The organism is Pelomonas aquatica (genome assembly GCF_026712205.1).
GTDB classification, from domain to species: Bacteria; Pseudomonadota; Gammaproteobacteria; order Burkholderiales; family Burkholderiaceae_C; genus Pelomonas; species Pelomonas aquatica.
This window is the reverse complement of record NZ_JAPPUW010000001.1, coordinates 247,304-261,912: the sequence shown is the minus strand read 5'-3', so window position 1 is coordinate 261,912 and position 14,609 is coordinate 247,304. Positions and strand designations below refer to the sequence as shown.

At 68.5% G+C, this 14,609-nt stretch carries 13 protein-coding genes; 1 reads left to right on the top strand and 12 read right to left on the bottom strand.

Translation table 11 applies throughout. The features are described from left to right. Positions 1 to 92: 92 nt before the first annotated feature. Positions 93 to 1,694 (bottom strand): M48 family metalloprotease, encoded by a 1,602-nt coding sequence (locus tag NYP07_RS01275; protein WP_268146550.1) that lies wholly within the window; start codon positions 1,692 to 1,694, stop codon positions 93 to 95. A gap of 75 nt (positions 1,695 to 1,769) precedes the next feature. On the opposite strand from NYP07_RS01275, the gene moaC reads away from it, so the two are divergent. Then, a complete protein-coding gene (gene moaC, locus NYP07_RS01270) occupies positions 1,770 to 2,255 on the top strand; it encodes a cyclic pyranopterin monophosphate synthase MoaC (RefSeq protein WP_268146548.1) in 486 nt (161 codons plus the stop codon). Here the strand turns inward: moaC and NYP07_RS01265 are convergent. From NYP07_RS01265 to NYP07_RS01215, 11 genes are read right to left on the bottom strand one after another with little or no spacing between them, the layout of a single operon-like run. Further along, positions 2,246 to 3,418, bottom strand: coding sequence for a glycosyltransferase family 2 protein (locus NYP07_RS01265; protein ID WP_268146546.1), 1,173 nt, complete (start codon positions 3,416 to 3,418; stop codon positions 2,246 to 2,248). The two genes, moaC and NYP07_RS01265, sit on opposite strands and share 10 nt — an antisense overlap. Continuing rightward, positions 3,415 to 4,548, bottom strand: coding sequence for a glycosyltransferase family 4 protein (locus NYP07_RS01260; RefSeq protein WP_268146544.1), 1,134 nt, complete (start codon positions 4,546 to 4,548; stop codon positions 3,415 to 3,417). The genes NYP07_RS01265 and NYP07_RS01260 overlap by 4 nt, the downstream gene beginning before the upstream one ends. Continuing rightward, positions 4,541 to 5,224: a class I SAM-dependent methyltransferase gene (locus NYP07_RS01255; RefSeq protein ID WP_268146542.1), complete on the bottom strand. Its 684-nt coding sequence runs from the start codon at positions 5,222 to 5,224 to the stop codon at positions 4,541 to 4,543. Before NYP07_RS01255 ends, NYP07_RS01260 begins: the two co-directional genes overlap by 8 nt. Next, complete coding sequence (locus NYP07_RS01250; RefSeq protein WP_268146540.1) at positions 5,221 to 5,649, bottom strand: GtrA family protein; 429 nt, start codon at positions 5,647 to 5,649, stop codon at positions 5,221 to 5,223. Before NYP07_RS01250 ends, NYP07_RS01255 begins: the two co-directional genes overlap by 4 nt. A gap of 10 nt (positions 5,650 to 5,659) precedes the next feature. Continuing rightward, the gene (locus NYP07_RS01245) at positions 5,660 to 6,379 is read right to left on the bottom strand and encodes a TylF/MycF/NovP-related O-methyltransferase (RefSeq protein ID WP_268146538.1); all 720 of its coding nucleotides are present in this window, start codon (positions 6,377 to 6,379) and stop codon (positions 5,660 to 5,662) included. A gap of 19 nt (positions 6,380 to 6,398) precedes the next feature. Further along, a complete protein-coding gene (locus NYP07_RS01240; protein ID WP_268146536.1) occupies positions 6,399 to 7,124 on the bottom strand; it encodes a class I SAM-dependent methyltransferase in 726 nt (241 codons plus the stop codon). 15 nt (positions 7,125 to 7,139) lie between these two features. Further along, positions 7,140 to 8,789 carry a hypothetical protein gene (locus NYP07_RS01235; RefSeq protein WP_268146534.1) on the bottom strand — a complete coding sequence of 550 codons (1,650 nt, stop codon included), beginning with the start codon at positions 8,787 to 8,789 and terminating at the stop codon, positions 7,140 to 7,142. Further along, positions 8,786 to 10,480 carry a PglL family O-oligosaccharyltransferase gene (locus NYP07_RS01230; RefSeq protein WP_268146532.1) on the bottom strand — a complete coding sequence of 565 codons (1,695 nt, stop codon included), beginning with the start codon at positions 10,478 to 10,480 and terminating at the stop codon, positions 8,786 to 8,788. The genes NYP07_RS01235 and NYP07_RS01230 overlap by 4 nt, the downstream gene beginning before the upstream one ends. 26 nt (positions 10,481 to 10,506) lie before the next feature. Then, on the bottom strand, positions 10,507 to 12,078 hold the full coding sequence (locus tag NYP07_RS01225; protein WP_268146530.1) for an NAD(P)/FAD-dependent oxidoreductase: 1,572 nt from the start codon (positions 12,076 to 12,078) through the stop codon (positions 10,507 to 10,509). After that, positions 12,075 to 12,569, bottom strand: a complete 495-nt coding sequence (locus NYP07_RS01220) for a GtrA family protein (protein WP_268146528.1) — start codon at positions 12,567 to 12,569, stop codon at positions 12,075 to 12,077. Before NYP07_RS01220 ends, NYP07_RS01225 begins: the two co-directional genes overlap by 4 nt. After that, a complete protein-coding gene (locus NYP07_RS01215; RefSeq protein ID WP_268146526.1) occupies positions 12,488 to 14,371 on the bottom strand; it encodes a hypothetical protein in 1,884 nt (627 codons plus the stop codon). Before NYP07_RS01215 ends, NYP07_RS01220 begins: the two co-directional genes overlap by 82 nt. Between the last annotated feature and the right edge of the window lie 238 nt (positions 14,372 to 14,609).

Below are 14,609 nucleotides of genomic sequence, written 5' to 3'. Positions count from 1 at the left end.
GAACCTCGCCCTGCGGCATGGGGTTGGGTAGCGAGGCGGGCGCATAGCCCGTCGTCCCTCAAGCGGCGGCCGTCAGGCCGTAGGGGGTGGGCTCAATCCGGCAGCTCGACGTCCGGCGGGATGTAGCGGCCCTTGTACATCTCGGCCAGGATGCCCTGGCGCTGGTAGACCAGCGTGCGCAGGCGCGCGTCGATGACCGAGGCCTCGACCTGGTCGGCGTCGGGGCCGCGCGACTGGCGCAGGCCGGAGCGCAGCCGGTCGATGGCGCCGTTCAGGTCGCCCGCCGCGGCGTGGGTCTCGGCCTGGGCGCGCACCGCGCGCAGCGGCTGGCCCAGCTTCTCCCAGATCAGCGCGAGCTCGTGCCAGGCCAGCGCGTCGTTGGGCTCCAGGCTGACGTGGGTCTGCAGCGCATCCGCGGCCTCGCGCAATGCGGGGCCAGCCGCCGGCATCGGCCCGGAGGCCAGGGCCAGGCCGACGCGCTGCATCAGCATCGGCCGCGACTTCTCGCCCTTGAGCGCGTCCAGCGCCACGATGCCGTCGGCCGGCCGGCCGCGCGCCTCGGCGAGTTCGGCGCGCAGATAGGTCAGCGTGCGCGCGGCGGCGGCCGCCTCGGCGGGGCTGGGGGCGATCAGTTGCAGGCTCAGCTCGGCGCTGCGCAGCGAGGCCTCGGCGCGCTCGAAGTCGCGCAGCTTGATGGCCGCGAGCGACGCGGCATAGCGCGCGCCGAGCTGCTCGTAGCCGTTGCTGGCGTCCTTGCGCGCGCCGGCGTCGTAGTTCTCGAGCACGCGCCAGGCTTCGACGCGCGGGTCCATCAGCACCCGCGAGCGCGCCGCCATCAGCGCATGCTCGGCCAGGCCCCGCGGGCGCGAGAAAGGCTCCAGCGCCAGCCGCGTGCGCGCGTCGCCGATGCGCTCGCTCGTCAGCGGGTGGGAGCGCAGATAGGGGTAGGAGCCGTTGTCCATCAGGTGGTAGGCCTGCTCCATGCGCTCGAACATGCTGACCATGCCGCTGCCCGCGAAGCCGGCCTCGACGAGCACGTTGAAGCCGACGCGGTCGGCCTCGCGCTCCATGTCGCGCGAGAAGTTCAGCGACAGCTGCGTCGCTGCGGCCTGGCCGCCGACGATGCCCGCATTGGCCGCCTCGATGTTGCCGCGCGACGCGGCCAGGATGCCCAGCAGCAGGCCGGCGATGGCGACCATGCTGTTGCGCGAGTCGCCGGCAATGCGGCGCGCGATGTGGCGCTGCGTGATGTGCGAGAGCTCGTGGGCCAGCACCGAAGCCAGCTCGTCGCGCGACACCGTCATCTGGATCAGGCCGAGATGGGTGCCGACGAAACCACCCGGCAGCGCGAAGGCGTTGACGCTCTTGTCGCGCACCAGGAAGGGCTCCCAGGCGAAGCGCGCCTGCGTCTCGTCGCCGATGTGGCCCAGCTTGCGCGCCGCCGCGACCAGCGGGTTCCAGATGCCCTCCAGATACTCCTGCAGCAGCGCGTCCTGCACATAGTCGGGGTCGATGCGGATCTGGCGCATGACCTGGTCGCCCAGGCGGCGCTCGGAGCCGACGTCGAGGTCCTGCGACACCGAGTCGCCCAGCGCCGGCAGGTTGACCTGGGCATTCAGCGGCGCGCCGGGCAGGGCCAGCGTGGCGGCCGCGAGCAGGGTCAGCAGGGGGCGGGAGGCGGCAAACTTCTTCATCGAACAGGGGCTCCGACCGGCGCAGAACCGGCTGTCTATGATGCCTGCAACTCGGTTTCCTGAATGTTTCCTGGCATGTCCACCTCCCCGTTGACCCATTTCGACGCCCAGGGCCAGGCCCATATGGTGGACGTGTCGGCCAAGGCCGAGACCCATCGCATCGCCGTCGCGGCCGGCGAGATCCGCATGCAGCCCGCAACCTTCGCGCTGATCGCCAGCGGCACGGCCAGGAAGGGCGACGTGCTGGGCGTCGCGCGCATCGCGGCCATCCAGGGCGCCAAGCGCTGCGCCGACCTCGTGCCGCTGTGCCACCCGCTGCCGATCACGCGCGTGGCCGTCGAGTTCGAGCTCGACGAGGCCGGCAGCCGCGTGCTGTGCCGCGCCCAGGTCGAGACCCTGGGCCGCACCGGCGTGGAGATGGAGGCGCTGTGCGCCGTGCAGGTCGGCCTGCTGACCATCTACGACATGTGCAAGGCCACCGACCGCGGCATGGTCATCGACCGCGTGCGGGTGCTGGAGAAGCAGGGTGGCAAGTCGGGGGAGTGGCGCGCTCAGCTCTGAACCTGGCGCTGCGGTGCCATGCGGATGAACTCGAACATGAAGGCGCTCATCGCAATCTGACCTGCGGCGAGCATGAAGCTGGCGCCCGGGATGACGACGCGCATCAGCTGTGCCGGGTTGGCGGCACCGAAGCGCGATTGATGCCACCACAGCCATACGCTGGCGCCGGCGAAACCCATACCGACGACGAACAGCGCCAGCGCCGTCAGCAGCGCCAGCTCCAGCTGCACCCTGTGTACCCAGCCCAGGCCGGTAGGCAGCTGCGGCAGCACGCCGATGCGTACCGCATGCAGGGAGCAGACACCGGCAAACATCAGCATCTGCAGACCCAGGCAGGCCGCGGCCGCCGCGTACAGCATGCTGTGTACGTCCAGCGTCGCGAAGCCAAGCGGCAGCGGGCCGAGGCCCAGTGCGACGCTGGCCGCAGCCCCCAGCAGGAGCAGGGCCAGGCCCGGGTACATGAAAAGCCAGGCCGGCGCGTGCAGCAGCAGGAAGCGCAGATGGCGCCAGCCATCGCGCCAGCTGCGCAAGTGGGGCGGGTGATCCCGGCCGTCAGGCGACAGCGTCGTCGGCACCTCGGCGATGCGCAGGCCGTGCAGCGTGGCCTTGACGACCATCTCGCTGGCGAACTCCATGCCCAGCGATTGCAGGCCCAGGCGCAGCATCGCGACGCGCTCGAAGCCACGCAGGCCGCAATGAAAGTCGCGCACCGGGCTTTTGAAGAAGAGGCGGCCGATGAAGCTCAGCACGGGGTTGCCGAGATAGCGGTGCAGTTTGGGCATGGCGCCGGGCGCGATGCCGCCCGCAAAACGGTTGCCCATGACGAGCTGCTGGCCACCGCGCAATGCAGAGACGAAGCCGTCCAGGCGGGAGAAGTCGTAGCTGCAGTCCGAGTCGCCCATGATGACGAAGCGACCCTCAGCAGCTTCGATGCCAGCGCGCAGCGCCGCACCATAGCCACGCTCCTCGACGGCGACCACGCAGGCACCTTCGGCAGCCGCCAGTTCCCGGCTGCCGTCGCTGGAGCCGTTGTCGGCGACGATCACCTCACCGGCGATGCCGCGCGCGGCCAGGAAGGACCGGGCCTGGCGTACGCACCGTCCGACGGTGAGGGCCTCGTTCAGGCAGGGCATCAGGATGGTCAGTTCAAGCGGCGAGCTCATGGCGAGGGCAGGGTGTTCGGCGCGGCCAGGCCGCGATAGAGGTCGGCGTAGTGCTGGGTCGTGGCACCCCAGTCCCATTGGCGGGCCAAGGCGGCCGCGGCGGCGCGCGCCTCGCGCAGCCGGCCGGGTTCGGCGAGCAGTTGGCGCAGGCGTTCGCGCAGCGCCTGCTCCGCCGCTGCGCCGCGCAGCTCGACGTGGAAGACGCAGCACTCATCGACGCTGGGGAAGGCTTCGAAGACCTCCGTGCTGACGAGCACCGGCGTGCCGCAGGCCAGGGCCTCCTGCACGACGAGGGGGAAGCCTTCGCCGGTGCTGGGCAGGACGAGCAGATCGGCAGCGCGGAACTCGTCGGCCACCTGGGCGGGGCTGAGGCGGCCGGCCAGCCTCACCTGCGGGCCGGTGGGAGGTTCGAGCGGACCGTTGCCCACGAAGGTCCACACGGCGCCGGACAGGTCCAGGCAGCCGCGCAGCAGGGCCAAGCCTTTCTTCTCGACGAAACGGCCGACGAAGAGCAGGTGCAAATTGCCTGCGGGCGAGGTGTCGAGTGGGTGGAAGAGCGTGTGGTCCACGCCGTTGGGCACGAGGCGGGGCGGGCGACGAAAGCGCACGAAGCGTTCGAAGTAGCGCTGCACCGGCTGGCCGACGAAGACGACCTGTGCGACCCGGCCCAGTACCAGGGCGCCGAGACTGCGGTTCAGGCCCGCCAGCAGGCGGCGCGCCCAGCGCGAGCGATAGGGAATCGCTCCGATGTGCTGGGTCAGCACGACGGGCCGGCCACGCATCGCGGCGAACAGCATCGCGGCCAGCGTGGGCAGGTAGAGGAAGTCATGCGCCTGCACGACATCGCTGGCACCGATGTGGCGCCACAGCCGCACGAGGCTGGCGGGACTCCAGATCGGGCAGGGCAGCCCGAGGTGCCGCTCCAGCGGATCCCAGGCCGGTGCGGCGTCCAGCGTCGCGCCGGGCCAGGCGGTTGGCCATTCCTCCCGCGGGCCGCCGGCCATCCAGTGCAGTGTGATGCCGGCCCGAGGCAGTCGCTCCGCCAACGCGCCGGCCACGATCTCGATGCCTCCGCCGTGCGCGGGGAAGAAGGCGCTGACCTGCAGCACACGCAACTCATGTTCAGACATCGGCCCTGGCCCAGAGCCCGAGGAACTGCAACTGATTGGTCATTGCCAGAGGGCCGCGGTGGCAGGGCATGGGATGCACCCAGTGGCAGCGAACGAAGCCCTGGGACTCAATCCAGTCGACCCAGGCCCAGCGCTGTTGATAGTGCTGCGGCGATGGAATGCCGAATCTGCGATTGCCCAGTTCATCCAGCACAGCGAGCACGGCCTTGCCCACTGGCCCCGTGTGGTTGTGGTCCTTGACGAGCAGGAAGCGCCGCGTGCAACGCGTCATCTCGGCCAGCGCGGCGATCGGGTCGGGGCAGTGATGCAGGACATCGACCGCGTAGGCAAGGTCGAAGCTGCGGTCGGTGAAGGGCAGGGTCTGGCCGTCGTACAGGAGCGGCTTCACCCAGCTCGACGTGCGTTCGACGACGTCGACGGGCGTGACCTGCTGGATCCCGGTCAGCTGCGGTAGATGGGCCGCGAAAAAACCGTCACCGGCCCCGAAGTCCAGTGCCCGCTCCAGAGGGCCGCGGTCGGCCAGTGCGGCGACGATGCCGTCCACGATGCTGCGCCGGTAGGGCGTCGTGCTGAGGCGGGCAATCAGACCATCGGCGCGCGAGGGATGAGGAGTCGGCAAAGGCATGTCGTCGTCAGCTCTAGGGGACATGGTGGTGGGCCGGCGGCCATCACTCATTTCGGGTCCGGTACGCGCAGGCTCCACAGCCGGTGTGCGGTGAAGTTGAGCGCTGTCATCAGCAGGGCGACGATGGCGCTTGCCACGAGATAGTTCAGCCCCAACCCGGACACCAGCAGTGCGAGCAGCACGAGCGTAAGCGCGAAGCTGGTGCCGCTGACCAGCAGGTAGCGCGCGAGCTCTGCCCACGACCGGCGCACGCGTAGCCCGAAGGTCCAGTGCCGGTTGAGCAGCCAGCCGATCAGGTTCAGCAGCAGGAGGGAGATCGCCATCGACAGCACATAGTGCAGATGCAAGCGGTCGGTCAGCAGGTAGACCGACGCGAGGCCGCCAAGGAAGCAGAGGAAGCCGACAAGGCCGAAACGCAGAAACTGCGCACTCATGCGCGTGGCGAACGCCGGCTTGTCTCGGGTGGAAAGCTGCACTGTCTTGCCTTCAGGGTTTGCTGAACTGGCGCCCGGAGTAATCGATGTAGCGCAGCGATGGCGCGATGCCGCGCTGGCGGAAGAAGTCTTCCACCGCCTTGCGTGCGCCGGCCCAGTAACCATAGTCGTCGATCTGGATCATGCCGCCCGGGCTGACGTGGTCGTACAAATGCTCAAGGCAGACCATCACGCTGTCGTACCAGTCGCCGTCGAGGTGCAGCACTGAGATCGGGCCGGTCGGCGTGCGTGGCAGCGTGTCCTGGAACAGCCCTTGGACGAAGTGGGTGCGATCGAGCAGGCCGAGCCGGCCGAACAGCGAGCTGACCTCGGCCAGCTCGCCGCGGCAGGTACCGGTGTAGTGGCGGGCGTGCTCGTAGTCGGGGTCGTTGGAGTTCGCTTCGGGCATGCCCTCGAAGGTGTCGAAGACCCACATTCGGCGTGGGTCGCCGGCGCGTTGCAGGGCCATGCCCATGAGAGCGGCGCTGCCGCCGCGCGCCGTGCCGCACTCGACGATGTCGCCCGGTACCTGCCGCTGCACCACCTGTTCGACCGCGGCGTTCAGTGCGCGCAGCCTTGCGTTGCTTGACATCGTGTACGGCCGCACCTGGCGGTAGGCGCGACCGTAGTCTGTCGGGGCGATGGTGTCGATGACGTGCAGCAGCGAGTTCATCACGCCCGAGGCCAGGAACGCTGGCTCGCGGATGCGGGAGAGGGCTTCGGAGGCATTCATCGTGTGGTCGCCTCCGCGTTCAGGTCGCGTCGTCGGCACGCTGTGCCAGCACGAGATACATCGCTGCGTTGTCCTCGATCCAGGGCTGCGGCGTGATCGCGTCCTCGAGCATCATGCGCAGATGGTGCAGGCTGTTCGAGGCCGCCGCCAGCAGCGGCCCGACCAGGGGTACCGCAGCCAGTACGCGGTGCCAACCGAAGGCGCGGAACTGGGTCGTCCAGGCCAGCGGGCCGACGAGCGCTTGCACCGAGATCGGTCGCAGGCCGCGCTGTTCGAGTTCCGCCAGCAAGCCTGGGCGGGTCCAGCGCCGGAAATCGGTGGGATGCGGGTGATAGAGCCAAGTGCCGTGGGTGCTGAGCAGCAGCCGCCCGCCGGGTGCGAGCAGGCGTCGGGTCTCGCCGAGATACCAGTCGAGGTCCCAGACATGTTCGAGCACCTGGAAAGACACCACCAGCTGCGCACTCGCATCAGGCAGCGGCAGCGGTCGTCCGGGTTCGATGCGCACCGTCGGCCCGTCCGCGGGCACGGCGATGTCGCAGGCCACATAACGTGCACCGCGTGCCTCGAACAGCGGGCGAAAAGGGGCATCGCCGGCGCCAAGGTCGACGACGCAGGGCGGCACGCCGTCGACAGACGGGGACTCGAGCGCGGTGCGCGCGGCAGCACCCACCGCTGCGGCGAGCTTGCGCAGCGTGTAGGCGTCGTGGCGCCAGAATGGGGGATCGAGCCGGATCGAGGTCGTCATCGGAGTCTCATCGCTTCAAGGGGTAGCCCCCGAAAGGCGGCCCGCAGGCAGCCGCCAAGCCGATCCGCGGGAGTCTTGCATCACTTCGATCGCCCCGGGATAGAAATTCGCCATCAGTGCACGGTCGGCACGCTCGCCGCGGCTGACGAGATTGAGTCGGGGCGCGGGGCTGGCCGGGTTCTGCACCAGGTCGCCGCGGTAGCGGCCGGTCGTCTGCGATACGAAGACCACCCAGTCACCCGGACCCTCGGGGGTGAGGCGGAACGACAGCGCGTGGTCGATGGTGGCCTGCGTCTGCCACAGGAAGACGGGCGTGGCGAGCAGGCCGGCGGCCAGCAGGGCCGAGCCCCACCGTCGCGCGCCGCCTTGCGCACCGGCCAGCCACAGGCCGGCCACCACCGGCAGCGCACCCCAGACAGGGTGGACATAACGGAAGCCCCAGCCATGGCCCTGGTCGAAGCGCACGAACAGGTAGAAGACGAAGGTCAGTACCAGGGCGGCGAGCAGCAGGCGCTCGGCGGGCGGGCGCTGGCGCGACAGCAGCGGCAGCAGCAGCAGGCCGGGTGCGGCCCAGATCCAGGTCTTCCAGGCGGCCTGCCAACGTGCGGTCAGCAATGAAGCATCGGGCCAGACGAGGACGCGGCCAAGGACATCGAGCACGCCGGCAGCCGGCGCAGGCTGGTCGATGGGAGCATCTCCGAAGCCGGCCTTGAGCAGCCACCAGCCCAGGCCCAGGCCCAGGCCGAGCGGAACATAGCCCGCCAGCACAGCCAGCAGCCGTGCCCAGCGCGTGCGGTCCAGGGCCAACCACAGCAGGCAGGGTGCGGCCATCAGTGCATGCGGCACCGGGTTGTGCATGACCAGGCAAAGCCCGCCGACGAGCCCGGCGGCAAACGCGGCTCCGGGTCGCGGTTTCAACAGCAGCCACAGATAGAGTAGGTTCAGCGCAAGCTCACCCGGCATCGCATACCAAGACATCGCGCTGACGGTGAACTGCGGCGATGCCAGCGCGGCCAGCATGGCCCAGCCACCGGCACGTTCATCCCCTGCGGCATCGCTGGCCAGGCGGTGCAGCAGCCCCAGCGTCAGCGCGCCGAAGGCGGGGTTCAGGCACCAGCCGAGATCGGGGGCGACCAGCGGCGTCAGCAGCAGTGCGAGGCCGGGCCAGTAGCCCGAGGTTGCGGCGCCGCTGGCGTGGTCGACGATGACAAAGGCGCCCTGGAATTGCAGCGGCACGACGGCGTCCAGCAGCGCCAGCGGGTAGTGCAGCACGCCCTGTCCCTTGGCGAACGCGTGAGCTTGCATCCAGGGCACATATTCATCCATCGACAGCGGATGGGCGCGGTAGATGAAGCGGGCGCCCAGCAAAAGGGCGGCAAAAACCAGGGTGCTCGCCCGCAGCGGGTGCGCGCCCATCCAGGCTGCCAGCCATTCGGCCGCGTTGCGCGGTGCTGCCCAGACCAGCGTCAGCGCGAGTGCGGCAAGCATCGCTAGCGATTGCACATGGTCGTTTAACGTGAACAGGCGCTCGAAGATGGGATAGTTTTCGAGCGATAGCCCCTCCATGCGCGACAGCCGCGTGATGACCGGCGCGGCGCAGGCCAGCGTCAACGTGGCAAGAGCCAGCCGACGCAATGCCGGGTCGGATAACAGCGGCGGCTTCAACGCAGGTTTCGCCAATCGGTGACGCCCGAGGCCGGCTGGCACTGCGGCATGGCCGGTGCCGAGGCCGCGTCGGCACAGGATGCGAACCAGTTGTCGCCCGTCGGGTTGCGGAACTCGCGCAGCCGGTCTGCGAGGTAGCGCGCCCCTTCGACGTCGCCGGTGGCTTCCAGCGAGCGCGACCAGTGCATCAGCAGCCGTGCGTCGATCAGGCTGAAGGCGGTGCGCCTGGCCGCGGCCAGCGCGTCCGGACCCGGGGCGAGGCTGGTCGCGGCGGCGTAGTCGGCCTGGTGGCCGAACAGCGCTGAGCTTTGGCCCGCGGCGATGCGCCGGGTCAGCGGCACGGCATCGCTGCTGGGCGCATAGATCACGACGATGCGCTGGTAGTCCCACATGGCGAACAGGCTGCCCGCCATCAGCAGGCCGCCGAGCACTTGCCAGGGGGCGCTGCCGGCGGGCTTGGGGTTGCCGCCAGCCGGCAGCGCCAGGCCGAGCGCGAAGCAGGCGGGCAGCAGGAAGTAGGCGTACCAGAGCGGGTATTCGAGCAGGCTGTGCAGGCCGATGGTCAGCACGATCATCAAGGCTGCACGGCGCAGCGGCGCGTCGTCGCCGGCCTGCGCGGCACCGCGCCAGGCCCTGCACAGCGCCCAGCCCAGCAGCGCGAGGACGGCGCCCGCCCACGGCAGGCCGAGCTCGACGGCGAGCTGCGAGACGAGGTTGTGGGTGTGGTCGAAGAAGGCGATGGGGCGGGCCGGGAAGGGCGTGAGGCTCCATGCGAAGTTGAACTCGCCCCAGCCGACGCCGAGCCAGGGGTTGGCCAGCGTCAGCTCCCAGGCGTTGCTCAGGATGGCCAGGCGCGATGGCGAGCCCGCGCCTTCGGCCAACCGGGATGCCGCGCCGAAGGCATGGCCGCTCTCGGCCGACCACAGCGACATCAGCCACCAGCAGGCGCCGAGCATCGCCGGCGTGGCCAGCAGGGACAGCCGCGCACTGCGTGACAGGCGCCGGTCCACCACGCCCCAGAGCGCCAGCATCAGGATGCCGGCGTAGCCGGTGCGCGAGGCGCTCAGCACCACGGAGAACACGAAGGCCAGCAGCAGCACCGGCAGGGCCGCGCGCCAGCCGCGTTTCTCGGTGATGAAGACGGCCGCGACGGCGGCCCACATCATCAGGCTGGCGAGGTGGTTGGGCTGGCGCAGATTGCCTGCGGCGCGGCCGGCGATGCCATAGCGGGCGACCCAGCCGCCGTCGGCCAGGTCGGGCGCGAAGACCTGCACGATGCTGATGGCGACGCTGCACAGGCCGGCGATGAGCAGGCCCCAGAACAATGCTTCGGCGGCCTTGTGGCGCGCGTCGGTGCCCAGGCCCTGGGCCAGCAGCAGCACGGCCAGGCCGGCGCCGATGACGGCCACGGCGTTCAGGCCGAGCGACAGCGGCAGCGCGCGCCAGGCGACCGAGGTCAGCGGCGCAACGGCCAGCAGCGCGAGGGCGACGGCGGCCGGGCTCTTAAGGCCAGCACGCCAGCCGGGCGTCGCGCGCGCCCAGAGGCAAAGCACGAGGCCCCAGCCGGCCAGGGCCAGCAGCTGGTTGTAGAGCGTGACGGCCGGGGTCTGGTTGTAGGCGAGCAGGGGGGGGAGGGCGGCGGCGATAACCAGCCCGAGGGGCGCGGCGGCGGGAGAGGTCTGGGACGACATGGGCGCGGATGATGGCATGCACCAGCTCAGTTCTTCGTTGGCGCTTCTTCGTGGTAGTCGTCGTCGATGTTGACGGCCCAGATCGCGTCGCGACTCGCGCCGCCGTTCAGGATGGCCTGCGCGGCCAGTCGCGCCGACAGCATGGAGTGGTCCTGGTTGTTGTAGCGGTGCATGCCGTTGCGGCCGCAGAGGTAGAGGTTGTCCAGCCCGTCGAGCCAGGCGCGCAGTGCGTCGAAGCGCTGGAAGGCAGCGCCGAAATAGCCGGGGTAGGCCTTGGGCTGGCGCAGCACGGTGGCGTCAAGCAGCTCGCCCTCGTCGGCCAGGCCGAGCTGCTGCATCTCGCGCACGGCCAGGGCCTTCAACGCGTCTTCGCTCATCGCCCACAGCGCGTCGTCGTCGCGGGCGAAGAATTCCAGACCCAGCCACACCGTGTCGGGGTCGGCCACCATGTAGGGGCTCCAGTTGTTAAAGACCTGCACGCGGCCGACCTTGACGCCGGGCTCCTGGATGTAGATCCAGTTGTCGGACACATGGCGGGACTTGCCGGCCACCTTCGGGCTCATGCGGCGGTAGAGCAGGCCGACGGTGATGAAGTCACGGTATTCGAGGCCGGAGGCGATGGACAGCGTCGGTGCGTCGGGTGCGGGGCGCAGGGCCTGGGCGAGCTCGCGGATGGGCATGGTCGACACGACGGCGCTGGCATCGAAGCTCTGGCGCTGGCCACTCACATCGCGTGCGACGACTCGCTCGACTCGGCGCTCCTGGCGGTGGATCTCGTCGACGGCCCAGCCGCGCAGCAGCCGGCCGCCGCGGCTTTCGAACTCGGCGGCCGCCGTCTCCCACATTTGGCCGGGGCCGTATTTGGGATAAAGAAAGCTCTCGATCAGCGAGGTGTGCTGGGTGTCGGTCTTGCCGGTGACGATCTTCTTCAGTGCCTGCTTGGCGGCGCTGCCGATGGATAGGCTTTTGATGCGCTGCGCACCCCAGTCGGCGTTGATGTCGCGGCAGGGTACCCCCCAGACCTTCTCGGTGTAGTCCTTGAAGAACTGCAGGTAGAGCTGGCGGCCGAAGCGGTTGATGAAAAAGTCTTCCAGCGTCTGCTCGGGCTGGATGGGCCGCGCAGCGGATGCCATGTAGCTGCCGGCGAACTGCAGGCAGCGCAGCGGCCCCATCTTCTGGACCAGGTCCATGCCGGGCTTGAGCGGGTAGTCGAAGAAGTTGCCACCGAAGTAGATGCGCGACTGGCGGCTGCGGATCAGCATGATGGCGTCGTCGGCCTCGCTGGCCGAGGCCAGATGGCCGCCGAGCAGCCGCTGCTGCCCTTGGTAGGCCAGGCGAGCGTTCGCGCTGCTGCCGTCGGCCCTGGCGACGGGCAGTATATCGCGCCACCAGTTCATGACCCAGTCCGACTTCGAGAAGAAGCGGTGGCCGCCGATGTCGATGCGGTTGCCCTTGTAGTTGACGGTCCTGGAGATGCCGCCGATGGCGTCGCTGCCTTCCAGGATCGTGACCTGGGGGTAGCCGGCGCGCAGCAGTTCGAGGCCAGCAGTCAGGCCGGCCGGGCCGGCGCCGATGATCAGGGCGGAGGCACGACTCATCGCAATGGGCTGAGGGTGGGGTTCAAGGAGGTGAACAGCAGGCTCTTGCGCAACGCGAAATTGAAGAGGAAGACGCCACAGGCGCTGCCGAGCTTGGCGGCCAGCGGCGCGACTCCGATCTGCCGGACCAGCAGCCACAGCAGGGCCTCGGTCAGCAGCAGCCCCGCTCCACCGATCAGCGCGAACAGCGCAAATTCATGGCGGCGGTCCGCCATGCGACGCTGTGAGAACACATGCCGCGTGCTGATCGTGTAGATGAGCATCAGGCCGAGGCTGAAACCCAGGCACGCGGATACCGCCAGGTTGATGCCCAGCCGAAGGCTCAGGTTGAACACGGCGGTGTCCAGCGCCAGCGCCGCGACGCTGGCTGCGAAGTACCGCAGGAATTCGCGCGATAGGGTGGGCACGGTCAGGGCTCTTTCGAGGTCAGCTGAGAACAGGCGTAGAGGGCGAAGGTCTGCGGCGAATCCCGCCTCTGCGGCGGCTGCCATGTGGCCAGTGGTTCGGGCTTGAGCCGGCCGCGAAGCGCCATGAAATCAGGGGCATCCGCCTGCTGGCACAAGGTTTCCAGCCGGCCCTGGGAGGGCATATCGCAGCCGGCCAGCGCGACGTGGTCGCGGGCCATCAGGGCGCCAGTCCGGCAACTTTTGCGATCCTCGTCGATCAGACGATAGGCCTCGCGGCGCGGACCGTAAATCAGTGCAGTATCGCGGTTAAACAGCACGCCTGCGCCTTGTTGTTGAGAGAAGTGGCTGGGGTGTCCGAGCAGGCCCCACACTGGCGCCAGTTGGTTTGGCCAGTAGACCGATGCCTTCGCTGGCAGATGGGCGATGAAGGGGTGTTCATGTGCTGATGGCGATTCGATGGTCCGCGCGAGGTCGGAGCGTTGGTCCCAATGGGTCAGCGCAGTGAACAGCAGCAACGCGCTAAGTGACAGCGCGAGCCACACGCCGACGCGCGACTTGCTGCAGACGCGCAGCAGCGCGGCAAAGCCGGCGAAGGCAACGACCGGGATTGCCGCGACCTCGATGAACCGGTCGTTCCATCCTGCCGTCGGAAACTGCCAGCCCTGTTGCTGCAGCATGGCGTCGAGTTGATAGGCGATGAGTCCGAGCGTGCAAAGCAGGATGCAGGGGCAGGCCAGCCATACCACGGTCCGGGAGGGCTTGCGAACGCGCCACGCTGCCAGCGATGCGAGTCCCCATAGCGGCAGGGTCACCTTGCCATGATCCATGCCGAAATGCGAGTTCATGAGTGCGAGCCCCAATGCACAGGCGCTGGCGCGCCAAAGACCATCCAGCTGCCAAAGCTTGGCGAGCAGCCATGGTGTCAGGGTCATGGCCAGCAGGTGCGCAACCCAGTGCGCCCGCCATAGCTGCAGTTGCGTCAACATCACCGAGCGCCCGAAGTCGACGCACAGGATGGTCAGACCAATGAACGCCAGGGTCGTGATGACGACCGCAAGGATCAACCGTGTCCAGGCGTCCTTGGGGCGCAGGCGGGTCACGGCAATCAGGATGGCGACGTCGAGCAGTACGGTCAACTGCTCATCAAGGGACCAGTTTCCAATCAGCAGATGGTCGGCGCTGGTCTCGAACAGAGACCACCAATACGGGTCATAGGTCCGGAGCAGGCCATCCCAGGGCGGAATGCCGGCCAAAGCTGCAACCAGGGCGGCGGGCAGGGTCGCCAGCAGCCACAACCACTGCCGGTCGGTCTCGACGAGATAGCACCAGCTCAACGAGATGACGGGCAGGGCCATCAGCGGGTGAAACGACAGGCCAAGAAGTTGCAGAGCCACCGCCGCAAGCCGCCGACCGTCGAGGAGTGCCACCAGACTCCACAGCAACAAGGGTTCCGCAAAGCTGCGCGCGGTCACGAATGCCTCGCCGAACCTGAAGACGTTGCCGCCACCGTAGGTGGGCGACATGACGGCAAACGCCAGCAGGCCCCAGAGGTGGATTTGCTCCGAAGCATCGAAACGGCGAAGCAGCGCCAGCATGGCGCCGATCAGCAGCAGCCAACTGCCCGTCAGCACTCCAACATGCGTGGCGATTCGACCCAGGTGCTTGTACAGGGGCACCATCACATGGGCATAGATGGAATAGCGATCCTGCGAGCCGCCAGAGAAGAAGACGTCCTGGCTCAGACCTGGCGCGCTGGAGTGGAGCAGTGTCTGCCCAAAATATAGGACGGCATCGTGCCACAGCCCTTCGTAGGGATGTGCCATGACCCACCAGGCCAGGATGGCCAGCAGGGCGGTCAGTCGGCACGACGGGTTCGTGGCGGTCATGCGTGGGGTGGAGCTACAAAACAAGGCTCTTTGCGCGTTAAATAGTGACGCGCCTCTGTGACAGAGAGCGAAACTCGGTCAGCCAAAGGCTGCTGCAAGTGACTGATGTGTAACGACTTTTCGTTCTTGTCGTTTAGGCATCCTCAATTAACGCGCAAAGAACTCAAAACAAAAGGGGCCGAAGCCCCTTTAGCTTTATCTGGTCTTGGCCGTAGCGATACCTGCTGGTGGATTGGGC

Excerpts from the sequence above, each read along its gene's own strand:
- NYP07_RS01275 (WP_268146550.1), bottom strand. The coding sequence starts at position 1,694 with ATGAAGAAGTTTGCCGCCTCCCGCCCCCTGCTGACCCTGCTCGCGGCC.
- moaC (WP_268146548.1), top strand. The coding sequence starts at position 1,770 with ATGTCCACCTCCCCGTTGACCCATTTCGACGCCCAGGGCCAGGCCCAT.
- NYP07_RS01265 (WP_268146546.1), bottom strand. The coding sequence starts at position 3,418 with ATGAGCTCGCCGCTTGAACTGACCATCCTGATGCCCTGCCTGAACGAG.
- NYP07_RS01260 (WP_268146544.1), bottom strand. The coding sequence starts at position 4,548 with ATGTCTGAACATGAGTTGCGTGTGCTGCAGGTCAGCGCCTTCTTCCCC.
- NYP07_RS01255 (WP_268146542.1), bottom strand. The coding sequence starts at position 5,224 with ATGAGTGATGGCCGCCGGCCCACCACCATGTCCCCTAGAGCTGACGAC.
- NYP07_RS01245 (WP_268146538.1), bottom strand. The coding sequence starts at position 6,379 with ATGAATGCCTCCGAAGCCCTCTCCCGCATCCGCGAGCCAGCGTTCCTG.
- NYP07_RS01240 (WP_268146536.1), bottom strand. The coding sequence starts at position 7,124 with ATGACGACCTCGATCCGGCTCGATCCCCCATTCTGGCGCCACGACGCC.
- NYP07_RS01230 (WP_268146532.1), bottom strand. The coding sequence starts at position 10,480 with ATGTCGTCCCAGACCTCTCCCGCCGCCGCGCCCCTCGGGCTGGTTATC.
- NYP07_RS01225 (WP_268146530.1), bottom strand. The coding sequence starts at position 12,078 with ATGAGTCGTGCCTCCGCCCTGATCATCGGCGCCGGCCCGGCCGGCCTG.
- NYP07_RS01220 (WP_268146528.1), bottom strand. The coding sequence starts at position 12,569 with ATGGCAGCCGCCGCAGAGGCGGGATTCGCCGCAGACCTTCGCCCTCTA.
- NYP07_RS01215 (WP_268146526.1), bottom strand. The coding sequence starts at position 14,371 with ATGACCGCCACGAACCCGTCGTGCCGACTGACCGCCCTGCTGGCCATC.